At 40.5% G+C, this 16,002-nt stretch carries 14 protein-coding genes and 1 tRNA gene; all 15 read right to left on the reverse strand.

The genetic code is table 11. The annotated features are described in order from the left end of the window. Positions 1-11 precede the first annotated feature (11 nt). The 15 genes from E7303_RS18015 to E7303_RS06910 all read right to left on the reverse strand — a co-directional run bounded on the left by E7303_RS18015 (position 12) and on the right by E7303_RS06910 (position 15,914). Complete coding sequence (locus E7303_RS18015) at positions 12-1,499, reverse strand: MFS transporter (RefSeq protein ID WP_330601638.1); 1,488 nt, start codon at positions 1,497-1,499, stop codon at positions 12-14. 18 nt (positions 1,500-1,517) lie between these two features. Then, positions 1,518-4,094, reverse strand: coding sequence for an alpha-L-rhamnosidase (locus E7303_RS06845; protein WP_292144457.1), 2,577 nt, complete (start codon positions 4,092-4,094; stop codon positions 1,518-1,520). Positions 4,095-4,288: 194 nt separating this feature from the next. Continuing rightward, entirely contained in the window at positions 4,289-5,227 is a 939-nt protein-coding gene (locus tag E7303_RS06850) for an AEC family transporter (protein ID WP_292144458.1), read from the reverse strand. A 43-nt stretch (positions 5,228-5,270) separates the two neighbouring features. Continuing rightward, positions 5,271-6,179: a bifunctional riboflavin kinase/FAD synthetase gene (locus E7303_RS06855; RefSeq protein ID WP_292144459.1), complete on the reverse strand. Its 909-nt coding sequence runs from the start codon at positions 6,177-6,179 to the stop codon at positions 5,271-5,273. A 23-nt stretch (positions 6,180-6,202) separates the two neighbouring features. Continuing rightward, positions 6,203-7,159: a tRNA pseudouridine(55) synthase TruB gene (gene truB, locus E7303_RS06860; protein ID WP_292144460.1), complete on the reverse strand. Its 957-nt coding sequence runs from the start codon at positions 7,157-7,159 to the stop codon at positions 6,203-6,205. A gap of 63 nt (positions 7,160-7,222) precedes the next feature. Beyond that, complete coding sequence (locus tag E7303_RS06865) at positions 7,223-8,167, reverse strand: DHH family phosphoesterase (protein ID WP_292144461.1); 945 nt, start codon at positions 8,165-8,167, stop codon at positions 7,223-7,225. A 19-nt stretch (positions 8,168-8,186) separates the two neighbouring features. Then, positions 8,187-8,609 (reverse strand): 30S ribosome-binding factor RbfA, encoded by a 423-nt coding sequence (gene rbfA, locus E7303_RS06870; protein ID WP_074886625.1) that lies wholly within the window; start codon positions 8,607-8,609, stop codon positions 8,187-8,189. Next, the gene (gene infB, locus E7303_RS06875) at positions 8,606-11,521 is read right to left on the reverse strand and encodes a translation initiation factor IF-2 (protein WP_292144462.1); all 2,916 of its coding nucleotides are present in this window, start codon (positions 11,519-11,521) and stop codon (positions 8,606-8,608) included. Before infB ends, rbfA begins: the two co-directional genes overlap by 4 nt. Continuing rightward, positions 11,522-11,851 (reverse strand): L7Ae/L30e/S12e/Gadd45 family ribosomal protein, encoded by a 330-nt coding sequence (locus E7303_RS06880; protein ID WP_292144463.1) that lies wholly within the window; start codon positions 11,849-11,851, stop codon positions 11,522-11,524. Next, on the reverse strand, positions 11,841-12,110 hold the full coding sequence (gene rnpM / locus E7303_RS06885) for an RNase P modulator RnpM (RefSeq protein WP_022775536.1): 270 nt from the start codon (positions 12,108-12,110) through the stop codon (positions 11,841-11,843). Before rnpM ends, E7303_RS06880 begins: the two co-directional genes overlap by 11 nt. 1 nt (position 12,111) lies before the next feature. Beyond that, entirely contained in the window at positions 12,112-13,269 is a 1,158-nt protein-coding gene (nusA, locus tag E7303_RS06890) for a transcription termination factor NusA (RefSeq protein WP_292144464.1), read from the reverse strand. 24 nt (positions 13,270-13,293) lie between these two features. Next, positions 13,294-13,755, reverse strand: coding sequence for a ribosome maturation factor RimP (gene rimP, locus E7303_RS06895; RefSeq protein WP_022775539.1), 462 nt, complete (start codon positions 13,753-13,755; stop codon positions 13,294-13,296). A gap of 202 nt (positions 13,756-13,957) precedes the next feature. After that, positions 13,958-14,029: transfer RNA gene (locus tag E7303_RS06900), tRNA-Glu, on the reverse strand. 130 nt (positions 14,030-14,159) lie between these two features. After that, positions 14,160-15,122 (reverse strand): D-2-hydroxyacid dehydrogenase, encoded by a 963-nt coding sequence (locus E7303_RS06905; RefSeq protein ID WP_292144465.1) that lies wholly within the window; start codon positions 15,120-15,122, stop codon positions 14,160-14,162. 81 nt (positions 15,123-15,203) lie between these two features. Continuing rightward, entirely contained in the window at positions 15,204-15,914 is a 711-nt protein-coding gene (locus tag E7303_RS06910; protein ID WP_292144466.1) for an EAL domain-containing protein, read from the reverse strand. Positions 15,915-16,002: the final 88 nt, after the last annotated feature.

The following is a 16,002-nucleotide window of genomic DNA, read 5'->3' on the forward strand; positions in this document are numbered from 1 at the left end:
ATTGACCTCCCTTATTTGTTTAACGCTGCGCCTTCTTTTTCCTGACGTTCGCGTATTAACCTGTGATCTTCTTCTATATGACTTTCTACCTTCAAAAAGCTCATAAGAACTACTATTACTGCGTAGCAGATAAGCTCGATACCAAGGTAACAAAGAACAAGCATGTTCTGAACAGAAGCATTCTGGACTGATAAAGTTGCATCATATCCCGCTGCTGTTAAAAATACATTGATAATACCATTTCCAAGTCCTGTCATTCCTACCATGATTGCCCCATAAACAGCCATGGTAAATCCGTCAGATCTGAATCCGTTTTTTGCTTCAAGATGATCAAGAACATCTGCCAAAAGTGCAAGTGTTACATACATTGCAGGAATAGATCCTATGCCTTTAAGAATCACACCAATAGTAACGATAATAAAACTATGTACATTTATAAAACTTACAAGACCTCCGATAACCGATATCAAAAGGCCAAGCGTTACCGCTTTTTGTTTTCCAAGCTTTCCTGCTATAGGCCATGCAAGTACCATTCCTATCGCAGTAGGGATTCCACCAATTGCTCCCAGAAGTCCCATAGCTGTTCCGCCGTCTATACCTTCAAAAACCCAAGTACAGTAGTAGTTCATGGATCCGTTTTTTACCAGACCTCCGAATTGGAACAAAAGGAAGTAAAGAATAATGATCCACCAGTACTTTTCTTTTACACACACACCAATCTGCTGTGAAAGAGGTATCTTCTTTGAACCTTCTTCAAGTCCATAAGTTTCCTCTGTGATTCTCTCTCGTGTAAAAAAGTACTCAATAATTATTCCTATCAGTGTAGAAACGCACAAAACAAGCATTACTACTTTCCAGTTGTTATAACTTGCCGCAGCATCAATCCCGCCATCTGCCTTTGGAACAAAAAGATAGTTCTGCAACAGGATTGGAACAAGTATGCTGGCTCCTACTCCAACTGCTGCCACACCGGCTGCATTTGAAAATGTTGCAAGCTGTCCTCTGTCATCACTGTTTCTGGTGGAAAGTGAAACCAAAGCGCTGTGGGCTGTGTAGTAAAACGGATAAGCAAGTGCATAATACAGATTGTATGAAACTGCTATCCATATCATCTGAAGCACAGGTGAGCTATCCTTTGGAACCATGAAAAGAGTTATGATCGCAATCACTATAAGTGGCATTGACAAAATAAGAAGCGGTCTTGCCTTTCCCTGATTTGTTCTGGTGTTATCCATGACTCTTCCGACAAAGAGATTTCCTATGATCACCAAAATCACTGACAAAATAGGAAGAAGCCCTGAAAATGTTCCGAATCTGGCTGTGTCTGTCCATCCTATAACATCGGAATAGTACCTATTTAGATATGAGCCAAAAATTGCATTTGATATCAGAGCGCAAAATGGTCCGATCAGATATCCAAGTGCTTTTTCATTAAGTTTTACTTCCGGACTTTTTATTTTTGTTTTCAGTACCGGTGATTCAACAATTTCCTTTAACATTTCATCCTCCGCATTTGCTTATAACTTTACAGTAGCGCTGTAACGTCCACTACCGTATTCTAAAGTTTTTCCATCGGGAAGTTCCAAAATACACTGGCATCCAACAGGAACCTCAATGTCAATGGAAAAATCCGAATCTGCTAAATGCCATTCAGAACTTACCACTCCATAAGAAGTATCTATTTTTGCCTTCGCATAAGTAAGATTTCCTCCAAGAACAGGCTTTATCCTGAATTTTTTATATCCGGCTTCCAATGGCTCAATTCCTGCAACTCTCTTGTACAGGAAATCCCCAACAGCTCCTGATGCATAGTGATTGTAGGAGATCATGTTTCCTGTTCCATCGTCTCCAATAGGACACTGTCCGTTTTCATCAAGTCCATCCCATCTCTCCCAGATTGTGGTTGCTCCTGTCCTTACTTCGTATAGCCAGCTTGGACATTTTGAATTAAGGAGCATCTTGTAAGCCACATCTGATCTGCCATTATCTGCAAGAGCAAAAAGAATATATGGTGTTCCCGGAAATCCTGTTCCTATACAGTAATCACTCTTTTCTATGAGCTTAACCAGGTTATCCACTGCTTTTTTCCTGTTTTCTTTCCTAAACATTCCAAACTGTATAGGAAGTACATAAGCAGTCTGAAACTCTTCCTTGAGCCTTCCGTTGCCATCCGTAAAAATGCTTTCATAGGCGTCTGCCACACTTTCGGAAAGTTTTTTATACTCCCTGGCATCTTCTTCATATCCAAGAATTTCAGCTATTCTTGAAAGAATACTGCTGGTGTTATATAAGCTTGCTGTAGCTGTCCATTTGCTTCTTTTCTGCCATTGCTGCATCTTAGGTGCATCTGGTGCAACCCAGTCTCCAAAGTGGAATATAGAAGGTGTATGCCAGATAAATCTGTTTTTGCCAACGCTAAAGGTTGCTGCCCATCTTCTGCATGCACCAACGTACTTTTTCATCATGTCATAGTTGTCTTTTAGCACACTTATGTCGCCATCTGACATATATATAGCCCATGGAACAAGGACACATGCATCTCCCCACCAATCAATTGCCATAGTTGGCATGGTAACAGGGAATCCAAAACCATTTGAAGGAACTGTGTTTGGCAGACCTCCTGTAGGAAGCTGCTCGCTTCTTACATCTCCAAGCCATTTCTTCAAAAATCTTCCTGTATCGAAGTTAAAACAAGCTGTTGTACCAAAGACAGCTATGTCTCCTGTCCAACCCATTCTCTCATCTCTCTGCGGACAATCTGTTGGAATGTCTACAAAGTTTGATTTTGTTGACCATCGTATATTTGACTGGAGTTTATTTATCATCTCATCCGAGCATTCAAAACTTCCTCTGTCAGCCATATCTGAGTAAAGAGCTATTGCCTTGATCTCAAAGTCTTCTCTTTTTACTCCTTTGACTGCTACATACCTGAATCCCATGTATGTAAATGACGGGCTAAATGTCTGCTCTCCATCACTACAAATATATGTAACTGTTGCTTTTGCACTTCTTAAAAAGCTGGTATTAAGTGTCCCGTCAGGATTAAGGATCTCTGCGTGTCTTATCTCAATGATCTGGCCCTTCTTTGCATTCTTTACTGTGAATCGCACAATTCCTGCAAAGTTCTGACCAAAGTCATATATTATCTCTTCACCTTTTTTATCTTCAGATAAGGGTAAAAATACTTCATGCTCTGTAACAGGTGCTCCACACTCTGCTATTATTTGCGGATTGCATTTTAGCTTTTCTTCTTCGGCATTTCTCCAAGCACTTTCCTCAAGCTTTACCGTGCTATCGAAGGTTTCTCCATCATAGAGATCAGCCATTTTAACCTTCCCCTGCCTTGTTACAAACCATGAGGAATCCGTTCCAAACAGATCTGCCTCTCCGTTGTCATAGACAAAATAAAACATTGCTGAAAGGGCTTGTCTGTCTGCTGCAAATCTATTGTTTCTGCTGTAAATAAATGAGCCAACTGCCCAGCCACCCGATACAGTGAAATCTACGTTTATTTCTTTTCCCTGATTAAAAAACTCAGTTACATCATAGGTTTGATACTGTAGTCTCTTTTTATAGGATGTAAATCCGGGAGCAAAATATCTGTTGCCAACTTTTTCTCCATCAAAATACATCTCATATATTCCCATGGCTGTAGCATACACATAGGCCTTTACAACATTTCCTGCTGCCCTTATCTTTTTCCTGAAAGTCATAGGCTCAGGAGATACTTTCTTTTCCGTAAAAGAATAGCTTCCATCAGTAATAAATTTCCCCGGCCACTTGTCTGTCATAAGTCCTGTTGTGAATCTTATTGATGAAAACGCTTCTTCCCCGGTGTCTGACTTTACTGCTACGTCCACAGTATATTCAGAAGAAGGTTTCAGCCTTTCTCCTTCATATGATATTTCTATCTGCTCTGTGGTATCTGTTTTCCACATCGTTTTGCCTGCTTCATCTCTCACCACAATATGACAGTTTGCAATATGCACATTCTGTCCATCTGATACCACTTTGTAAGAAATATGAGGATTGCTCTGATCAGTAACAATATTGTTCTCAAGACCTTCAACTGTAAGTCGCGCTATCTCAAACATACTTAGCCTCTTTTCTCAACCTAATCTTGTTAACTTATATTCTCACAAAAAAAAGAAGCAAAACAATTTTGTCATGTTTTGCTCCTTTTATTACATATTTGGTTTTTGCCTTGGTGTTTATGCACAATAAACCACGGATAATAATTGTATATTTTCACCAATCCGATAGTATTTAGTTTTTTGACATTTATTTTTTACATTAATCCAAAGCTCTTTAGTATAAGTATCCAGAAGAATATTGTCACAATTGACAAAAGAGTTGAAACAAGGACATATTCACCGGCAAGATCTGCATCTCCGCCCATGCTCTGGGCCATTGGATAAGAAGCCGCAGCAACAGGAGTTGCAAACATACAAAATACTACGAATAGCTCTGCTCCGCTTATTCCCACCAGGGACATAGCAGTCACCATGATACTTGGGATGATAACAAGCTTTAGGGATATTCCTGTGCAAAGCGGAATCACATCTCTTTTCATATTTGCTGCATGGAGGCTTCCTCCAAGAACAAAGAGCGACAGTGGTGTTGCCATGCTGTTTAGCTCAGCTATAGGCTTTACAAGGCTTGTTGGCATGGTCACCGGAAGAATATTAAATGCAACACCTGCAATAGCGCCTATGATAAGCGGATTTTTCAGTATGTTCTTAAGAAGTACAGGAAAAGAAACCCTGCCTCCTCTGAAATACTCTAGAATAGCTACTGACGCAATATTGTATAAAGGAACAATAAATGCAACCATGATGCTGGCCATTACAGCTCCTTCTTTTCCAAAAACGCTCTCAGTAAGCGGAATGGCAAAAAGAACCGAATTGCTCCTGAAAATCGCCTGCATCACAACTCCGCGCCTTGGGTTTTCTTTTACAAAAAGAGGAACCATGAAAAAGCAGGCAAATATAACTATCAGCGTAGCCACAAATGCAAAGGCTACATACCCCGCATTGCTCAGCCTGCTAAAGTCCACATCGTACAGGTTGTTAAACATGATAAATGGGAAAAAAACTTTAAATACAACCCCGTTTAATTCCTTTAAAAAGCTCTCTTTTACAGCGCCACTTTTTTTGGCAATCATCCCCAGAAAAATGTACACCATAAAAGGTATTACAGCACTGGTTGCAATTTGCAGATTCTCCATACTCTTCTCCTCTTAGCCTGTCCCAATTCCCCATTTCTTTATCTTAATTCGCAGCTCTTTTCAGATCACTTTCAATCTGATGCTTAAGGTTCTCAATACTGTCAAACTTCATTTCAGGTCTCAAAAACTCTTTTAATCTTACAGTGAGGCCTTTACCATATACATCCTCATCAAAATCATAGATATAAGTCTCAACTCCAACTGCTTCTTTTTCAGAAATTGTCGGCTTCCTGCCAATATTGGTCATGCCCGCATATTCCTTATCATCTATGACCACAATGCTTGAATATACTCCAAATGGAGGAAGAAGCTTATTATTTGGAGGAAGGATGTTGACTGTAGGAACTCCTATTGTGTGACCTATATGTCTTCCATGCTCCACAATTCCGCTTATGCTGTACTCTGTTCCAAGAAGTCTTTTTACTTCAGCCATATTGCCGTCTGCGACTTCGTTTCTGACTCTTGTAGAGCTGACTTCTGTTCCATCAAGCATAACCTTCTCAATAAGATCAAGCTCAAAGCCAAGTTCCTTGCTTAAGTTTCTGAGCAGATGCTGATCTCCTCTTCCTTTATCGCCAAAAGATACATCGCTCCCCGCAGCGATATACACAGCTTTCAGATCATCGCAAAGAATATCTCTTACAAAATCCTCAGGATCCGTGGCTGCTGTAGCCTCTGTAAGAGGAAATTCAACCAGGATATCAATACCCAGTTTTTCAAAGGCACGTCTCTTTTCATTTCTGGTAAAAAGCTGTCTGACCGTGTGTCCAACAAAGAACTCCTCAGGTGAAGGTTCAAATGTAAACACACAGGCCTTAAGACCATCCTGCTTCTGCTCAAGAATCTTCCCCAAAAGCTTTTTGTGTCCTAAATGGATACCGTCAAACTTTCCCATTGCTATGGCAGTTTTGCTATTTATATTCAGTTCATCAAGTCTGGTTATTATTTCCAATCAAATCACCACCAATTAAATCATTATTTCTCGAAAAAGAATTTATCGACTTTGAACATCCTTGTTCTCTCATCATATTTATAGATTCCAAAAAAAGTTTCGTCTTCCGCATAAACCCTTATCATGTTTCCATCTGTAAACATCTCTTTTTCGAATTCTTTATCATTAACTCCGTTTGGATCTTCATTTAAAATATTGTCTTTTCTGAAGCTGTTACCATTTTCAAGAAGAACCCTCGCGCTGTCTTTTACATGAATCTTATCCAAATCCCTAAAGATATACTCAGGAGACTGAATTGCCTCTGATAATGTACCATTATCGCGCATCTCCTCCACCTGAGACAGTGTTATAGCTGTTTCAAGATTAAATGCTCCGACTCTTGTTCTTGTAAGGTGCTGCATAGCTGCCCCGCAACCAAGCCTTTGTCCAATATCATGGCAAAGAGTTCTGATGTACGTTCCCTTTGAGCACTTAACCTCAATGGTAAAAATATGATCACTTTCAAGACGAGAATCATCAAGAACAGTTATTGCTCCAATATGGATCTTTCTTGGCTTTCTCTCGACCTCAATTCCCTCTCTTGCAAGCTCATAGAGCTTTTTGCCATCCTGCTTTATAGCAGAATACATGGGAGGAATCTGATCATAATCGCCAACAAAAGCCTGAACAGCCTCATGAAGTTCAGCCTTTGTTACATTTACAGGTTGCTCTCTAAGAATATTTCCCGACATATCCTGTGTATCAGTTGTAACCCCAAGCCTGCAGACCGCGATATACTCTTTATCATGATCTGTAAGCATCTCAACAAGCTTTGTACCTGTCCCGAGGCACACCACCAGCACACCAACAGCATCAGGATCAAGAGTTCCGGTATGTCCAATCTTTTTTTGCTTAAGGATTCCTCTTAGTTTAGCCACCACATCATTAGATGTAAAGCCAGGCTCCTTATATATATTTATCAAGCCATTATATTTGTTCATGTTCTTATTCTCATTCTTAGTCAAAACTAGCCACAAGACATCTCATATCTTGTGGCTATATTGTTATAACTGTTGCTGAATATATTTTGTAATGTTATTTATAACATCATGCTGTGTTCCATTGACAGTACAACCTGCAGCTCTCATATGTCCGCCGCCGCCAAAAATCTTGGCAACCTTCGAAACATCTACACTTCCGTCGCTGCGAAGGCTTACCCTGTAAGTCATTGGTTCCTCTTCATACATGAATATTGAACAACCAACACCGATTGTAAGAAGCATCTGATTAACGATTCCATCCATGTCATTGCTGGTAGCACCGTAAAAATCCATTGTCTGTCTTGAAACAACTGATACAATGCACTTTCCATCCATCAGCAGAATACTCTCGAGAAGCGCTCTACCAAGAATCTGATTCTGAAGATATGTCTTTTCATAGAATACATGGTCTATAAGACTTCCAAAATCAAATCCGTATCCGATAAGCTTTGCAGCTATCTCCATAGTTCTTGGAGAAGTGCAGGAATACTTAAATACACCTGTATCTGTCACCATTCCGGTATAAAGAGATTTTGCAATATCTTCATCCATCTTATCAGTATCGATCACAGTATAAACCAGCTCGCAGGCACTACTTGCTGTAGGAACTATATAATTCACATTGCCTGTTCCCGGATTACTGATGTGATGATCGATATTTACAGTGTTTTTAGCTGCATCAAAAAAGCCTTCTGCATTTCCAAGACGATCCTTGCCACAATCAAGGGCAATGAACAGATCATAACTGTCAATATCTGTTGTGTAGTCTTTATTGGCCTTATCTGAATCTTTGATGAATTCAAGTTCAGGTGGAATACTCTCAAGAAAAACATCCACCCTTGCATCAGGATAATTCTTGGATAGATAAAGATACATTCCCATGCATGATCCAACACAGTCCCCATCTGGCCTTATATGACCACTAATACCTACTGTCTTTACGCCTTGCATTAATTCATCTATCTTCATATCTACCTACTCTTTCCTATCAATCTTCGTTATCTTCTTCGTCCTCAAAAGAATCTTCTACTTCTTCTCCGCGGGCTGCCCTTGCTTCATTGTCCTTTGCTGTAACTTCATCAATCTTCTTGGACATATTGATAGCATACTCAATTGAGTCGTCCATAATGAATCTAAGTTCTGGAGTGTATCTCATATTGAGCTCTTTTGCCAAAGTGCTGCGGATATAACCTGATGCACTCTTAAGTCCCTCCTGAGTGCGAAGTCTGTCCTCTTCATCACCCATTACAGTTACCCAGACCTTGCATGTTTTAAGGTCTGGAGCAACTTCAACTTCCATAACGGAGACAAATGGACTGATTCTTGGATCTTTACTATAACGAATGGCTTCTGAAATAACTTTCATTACTTCGCCATTTATTCTTTTATTTTTATTACTGTTTTTTCTCATTGACGAGGTACCTCTACCATCTCATAAGCCTCTACCATATCGCCTTCATGCATCTGGTCGAAGCCATCAAATACAAGACCACACTCGAAGCCTTCCTTAACTTCCTTAACATCATCCTTAAATCTCTTAAGTGAAGCAAGGTCTCCTTCAAAGATCTGCTCGCCATCTCTTGAAATACGAACTTTGCAGTCTTTCTTAATGATACCATCTTTTACGAAGCTACCTGCGATATTACCAATCTTGGAAGCCTTGAATATCTGACGAACTTCTGCATGTCCTGTAACTCTTTCTTCATAGACAGGAGCAAGCATACCCTTCATAGCATATTCAATTTCTTCGATTGCCTGATAGATAACCTTGTAAAGCTTGATCTCAACGCCTTCATGCTCAGCCATGCTCTTTGCTGTAGCATCAGGACGAACGTCAAATCCGATAATGATAGCGTTAGATGCAGCAGCAAGTGTTACATCTGACTCGTTGATGGCACCAACACCACCATGGATAACCTTAACAACAACTTCATCATTAGAGAGCTTAAGAAGACTCTGTTTAAGGGCTTCTACGCTACCCTGAACGTCAGCCTTGATGATAATATCAAGTTCCTGAAGTCTTCCTTCCTCAATCTTGGAGTAAAGATCATCAAGAGACATCTTAGCCTTTGTCTCTTCGATAAGGTCTTTCTTGTGCTGCTGAAGGTATGTATTTGCATACTGCTTAGCTTCCTTATCAGTCTCATGTCCAAGGAATACTTCACCTGCATTAGGAACATCAGAAAGACCAAGGATCTCAACAGGCTGTGAAGGACGAGCTTCTTTAAGCTTATTGCCCTTATCATCAACCATGGCACGAACCTTACCTGAGCTTGCGCCTGCAGAAATGAAGTCACCAACATGAAGTGTTCCCTTCTGAACAAGAACGTTTGCAACAGGACCACGACCCTTATCAAGTCTTGCCTCAAGAACAAGTCCTCTGGCCATTCTGTCAGGATTAGCCTTAAGCTCTAAGATATCAGCTGTAAGGATGATTGTCTCAAGAAGGTCTTCAATACCCTCACCAGATTTAGCTGATACAGGAACAAACTCTGTTGTTCCGCCCCAATCTGTAGAAATAAGACCATACTCTGTCATTTCCTGTTTAACTTTATCAATATTTGCATTTGGTTTATCAATCTTGTTGACAGCTACGATGATCTCAACTTCAGCTGCCTTAGCATGGTTGATAGCTTCTACTGTCTGAGGCATTACACCGTCATCAGCAGCTACTACAAGTACTGCGATATCTGTAGAATTAGCACCACGCATACGCATTGCTGTGAATGCTTCATGACCAGGGGTATCAAGGAATGTGATCTTCTGATCATTTACAGATACTGTATAAGCACCGATTCTCTGAGTAATGCCGCCGGCCTCTCTGTCAGTTACGCTTGTCTTACGGATTGCATCAAGAAGTGATGTTTTACCGTGGTCAACGTGACCCATTACACAGACAACAGGTGGTCTCTTCTTAAGTGTCTCAGGTGCATCCTCATCCTCTTTAAGAAGTTCTTCAATAACGTCTACAGGAACTTCCTTCTCACAGATGATATCGTACTCGATTGCTATATTCTCAGCCTCTTCATAAGTAAGCTCTGTATTTACAGTAGAAACCTGTCCAGCCATAAAGAGCTTCTTGATGATAACTGAAGGCTGCATCTTCATCTTCTCAGCAAGTTCCTTGATAGAAACCTTCTCAGGAATAGAAATAACTTTGATCTGCTCTTCAGGTTCCTCAACCTTCTTAACTTCAGGCTTAATGAATCTGCCAACTCTCTTGCTTCTTGGCATCATCTCTTCCTGTTCGTAAGCAAGATCCTTCTTATTTCTCTTATCCTTCTCCTGACCGATACGACGTCTCTCTTCGTCTCTGTGGTTTCCTCCGTCCTTTACAGGAGCTGCGTCAGCAAATGAGCCTCTCTGGTTCTTATCGAATTTGTTATTTCTATCGTTTCTGTCATTTCTGTCGTTGCGATCGTTTCTTCCGCCAAACTTGCCGCCAGGCTGTCCACCGCTCATCTGACCATCACGGCCACCGCGCTGACCGAATCCGCCCTGATTATTATCTCTGCGGAATCCGCCATTCTGTCCATTATTTCTATTCTGGAAGCCGTTTCTGTCGCCTCGCTCGTTCCTTCCGGAATTATTTCTGTTATCTCTGTTATTATCTCTGTTGTTATCTCTGTTATCCCTGTTATCTCTAGGTCTCTCATTCTGAACAGGTGCAGCATTTTCTTTCTTAGGAGCTTCGCTGCGAACAGGTGCTGCCTGCTGAACCGGCTGCTCTTTAACAACCTTATTTTCCTGAACTTCAGGTGCTGCTTCCTTTTTAGGAGCCGGCTTTGGGTTAACACTCTTATTTACAGGAGTGTTATAGCTCTCAAGCTGTGAAGGAGCAGTCAATGGCTTAATTGGATGGTATACATTCTGAGACTGTGCAAAAGTGCCTCTTCTGTTGTTACCATTATTCTGGTTATTGCCATAACCACCTCTGTTATCACGGCGCTGATTGTTGTTATTGTTATTCTGAGCACCGCTGTTGTTTCCACCCTGGTTATTGTGATAGCCACCCATTTTTGAGTTGCCGGCATTTGTAACCATGATGATCTTCTTCTTTTTCTTTGGCGCTTCAGCATCTGCTTTAGGCGCCTCAGCCTTAGGAGCTTCTGTTTTTGCAGGTGCCTTTTTCTCTTCTGTCTTGGCCTCATCTGCTTTTTTAGATGAACCCTTGAAGTGTTTTCTAGCCACCTCCGCATCAGCATCCTCTATTGAACTGTTCGAACGTTTTGCCTCTATGCCTTTCTCCTGCAAAACACTTATCAGCTCCTTTGCGTCGCATCCAAGCTCATTTGCAAGTTCGGATATTTTAATCTTTGCCATTCACATTTCCTCCGTACTTTTTTCTGAAAGTAAGTTCTTTATGAGCGTCTTGGCAAATCCCGCATCAGTAATAGCCAAACTCGTTCGAACGTCCTTACCTATTGCATGTCCCAACTCATCCATGTTTCCATAGAAATAAATTGGAACTTTATAATAACTACATTTATCATTAAATTCTTTTTTGGTATTGTCTGAGGCATCATTGCTTACAATAACCATGACAGCTGTCTTTTTCCGGATTGCTTCAAGAACAGCAAATTCACCGCTCTTTAGCTTGCCGGCTCTCTGACACAGCCCCAGCGTACCAAGTAACTTTTCTTTAGAATCCAATCTCGCTTAACTCCTTTTTAAGCTTTTGAAGCTCGTCTTCAGGAACAGGTGATTTAAGAGATCTTTCAAGGCCCTTATTCTTAAATGCTTTTTTCAGACATTCCTCTGATCTGCACAGATAAGCACCTCTGCCATTAGCCTTCCCGGTGAAATCAATCTTTACTTCACCTTCAGGAGACTTGATGACTCTGATCATCTCCTTCTTTTCCTTCATCTCCATGCATCCAACGCACTTTCTCATCGGAATCTTTTTCTGCATATTATTCCTCTACTTCAGAATCGGAAGCTTCTACTTCGCCTTCCTCATACTCGCCTTCTTCGTACTCATCATAATCTTCATCATCAAGATAATCTTCCATACGGAATCCAGGAGCATCCTTGGCCTGTGTCTCACTCTTGATATCGATCTTGTATCCTGTAAGTCTTGCAGCAAGTCTTGCATTCTGACCTTCCTTACCAATTGCAAGTGAGAGCTGGTAATCAGGAACAACTACCTTTGCGCTCTTCTCATCAGGATCAGCGAATACTGCTACGATCTTAGCTGGTGAAAGAGCATTCTGGATAAGATTTCCAGGGTTTTCATCCCAGTTGATGACATCAATCTTTTCACCGTTAAGCTCATCTACGATAAGGTTAACTCTTGCACCGTTTACACCTACGCATGCACCAACAGCATCTACATTAGGGTTGTTAGAATAAACAGCGATCTTTGTACGGCTTCCTGCTTCTCTTGCAATTGACTTGATCTCTACAGTTCCGTCCTGGATTTCAGCAACTTCCTGCTCAAAAAGTCTCTTTACAAGATCAGGGTGAGTTCTTGATACAAGAATTCTTGGTCCCTTTGATCCGTTCTTAACTTCAAGTACGTATACTCTGATACGTGATGTTGGTCTATATACCTCACCCTTAACCTGCTCATTCTCGTTAAGAATTGCATCTGCACGTCCAAGGTTGATGCTTACATTTCTTCCAATGAATCTCTGAACAACACCTGTTACAATGTCATGCTCTTTCTCAAAATACTCATTGTAGATAGCACCGCGCTCTTCCTCACGGATTTTCTGAAGGATAACATTCTTGGCGTTCTGAGTAGCGATACGTCCAAATTCCTTAGAATTAAGAGGAACTGCAACTATATCACCAATCTTTGCCTTTTTTGTTATCTTCTTTGCATCATCAAGGCAGATCTCAAGCTGTAGATCCATAACATCATCTGCAAGCTCGACTACTTCTTTATCGGCATAGCATTTGAAGTCGCAGTTGTTTCTGTCTACCTCTACTCTGATATTTTCAGCCTTGCCAAAATTGTTCTTGCAGGCTGTGATAAGTGAATTCTCAATTGCATCAAACAGAGAATCTTTGCTGATGTTCTTCTCCTTCTCTAAAAGGTCAAGGGCATCCATTAATTCTTTACTCATCGTAATCTCCTTTTTCCGCCTGGATCAAAAATCCAGTGCAAGCTTAATCACTGATATCTCTTTTCTGGAAAAAATCTCATCTTTATCATTTATTGTCACGGTAACACTGTCGCTGTCATAACCTTTAAGTGTACCGGCAAACTCTTTAACACCATCACGTGCTTTAAAAAGTTTAAGCTCAACATCCTGTCCAAGGCTGTTCTCAAAGTGTCTGTCCTTTTTGAGCTGTCTGCCAAGTCCCGGACTTGAAACCTCCAAGGTATAAGCATCCTCAATAAAGTCATCTGCATCAAGAGCATCCGAAAGCGCATGACTTACATCAACGCATTTATTGATGTCTACGCCGCCCTCTCTGTCGATATACGCTCTAAGGTACCATTCACCGGCTTCCTTAACGTACTCTACATCGTAGATGCTGACTTCATTTGCCTTAGCAATAGGTACAAGCATTTCCTCTACTTTTGCTTCGATCTCGTTTTTCTTCATTCATTTTCCTCTTTGCATGCCATGGTACAACCCGATGGTTACCATGCGCATTATTACATAAAGAAAGTGGGCTTTCTTCAAGCCCACTTACAATTACCATGTTGACCATATCACAAAAACGGCATTTCGTCAAGGATATGCACAAAAATTCCCAGGTTGCAAAGCAATCTGGGATTCGGGTTGGGCTGTTATAAACAGTCAATACCTCGTAGCGGAATCGAACCGCTGATTCTGCCGTGAGAGGGCAGCGTCTTAACCGCTTGACCAACGAGGCTTATCAGTTTATTTTGTCGCCGCCGTATCGCGGCGACTTGTTTATAATATCTTATTGCAAATAAAAATGCAAGCACTTTTTTAAAAAAAATTTAAAAATCGTTATATCGATGATTTGTTAACTATTTACTTTAAGGGTTAACTATGTTTCTCATCTGGCCATTTTGCCAGGCTACTACGTTTTTCTTCACCTCTTCAAGGCATCTCTTTCTTGCCTCAGTACTTGCCCACGCCATGTGAGGTGTTACAAATAGTTTTCCACTGTCCTGTATCTTAAGAAGTGGAGAATCTTTTGCCATGGGTTCAGGATTTAATACATCAAGACCTGCTGCAGCAATCTTACCCTCTGTAAGAGCATCATAAAGATCCTGCTCACTTACCACTGCACCTCTTGCTACATTTATAAGGATAGCGTTTTTCTTCATCTTATCAAAAGCATTTTTATCAAAGAGATTTCTGGTTCTGTCTGTAAGCGGACAATGCAATGATATAACATCTGAACGGGATAAGAGTTCATCAAACTCAACTCTCTCATAATCTGTACATGTGCTCTTTCCAGAAGCAGAATAGAAAATAACCTTTGCCCCAAAAGCAGTTGCTATCTCAGCAACCTTTCTGCCGATGTTTCCCATTCCTACTATTCCATAGGTTTTTCCATCAAGTTCATTAAAGGGAATATCAAGGCAGCAAAAATGAGACTGGTTAGCGTATTTTCCACTCTTAACGAACTCATCATAGTGTCTGGAGTTCTCCATCAGATAAAAAAGAAGTGAAAAAGTATGCTGTGCTACTGACATAGTTGAATAACCAACCACGTTAGCTACCTTTACACCATGCCTGTTGCAGGCTTCAATATTGGCATTATCAAATCCTGTAGCAAACTCACAGATAAGTTCAAGATCCGGAGCCGCATCAAGAATCTTGTCTGATATTGCACTTTTATTGATCATAAGCACCTTGGCTCCTGCAAGTCTTTCTGCTGCATTTTCATCAGTTATCTTATCATCATAATATGTACACTCTCCAAGATCATCAAAGAGTGTGTAGTCCATATCTGATCCCACGCTGTCTGTATCTGCTACAACAATTTTCATATCTGCTATTCTCCTACTATAAAAATGCTTTTATTATCCTGTTTCCAAAGACACATAGATACTTTATAAAAGAACCTAAGATCAATAAATCTTAGGTTCACCTAAAAAGTACCCTTGAGCAAGGTCAATTTTCATACTCTTAAAGAAATTAAGTTCTCCCTGAGTCTCAATTCCTTCTGCAAGAATAATAATATCTCTCGCCCTTAGTTCCTCAATTATTTCTTTTACAATATGCTGCTTGTTAAAATCCTTGTCCACACCGGATACAAATTTCCTATCGATCTTAACAAGATCAGGTCTGTAAAAGTCAAGACACTCCTTGTCTATGTTGCTGCCAGTTCCGAAATCATCTATGGCGATCAATGGAGTCGCTCCCTCTATATTAAAAGCAACCTTTTTCATCTCCCAGGCATATTTTTCGAGTTTAGTATACTCAAGCATTTCATATACCAGGCGATTCATCATTTTTTCGCCGCCAAGCGCTGCAACCTGTTTGGTCTGCTCTATCCTCATGCACACTGACGGAAAAGAATTCATGAAAAGCTTACCTTCAAGCCCCGCCTCCATGAAATGTTTTGTTCCGTAATAATTTGTTATTTCTTCTATCTGAAAGAGCCTGTCCATACCTGCTACAGCCTTGATAAACTCAACAGGTGTGAAAGGCTGTGGCCTCATCAGCGCCTCATAGCCATAGATCGAATTATCCGAAATCCTAAAAATTGGTTGATATGCAAATTTTATCTCCTGTGGATTATCCAGCAGATACTCAACCGTAACTTCCTTATTATTCATTAAAAACCTTTTCTAAAAATAAAACCCACTTCACATAAAAACAAAACAATGAAAATATATCAGCTTTCTTTTATTAATTCAAGCACAA

Source organism: Butyrivibrio sp., from assembly GCF_015056685.1.
Taxonomy (GTDB): Bacteria; Bacillota; Clostridia; order Lachnospirales; family Lachnospiraceae; genus Butyrivibrio.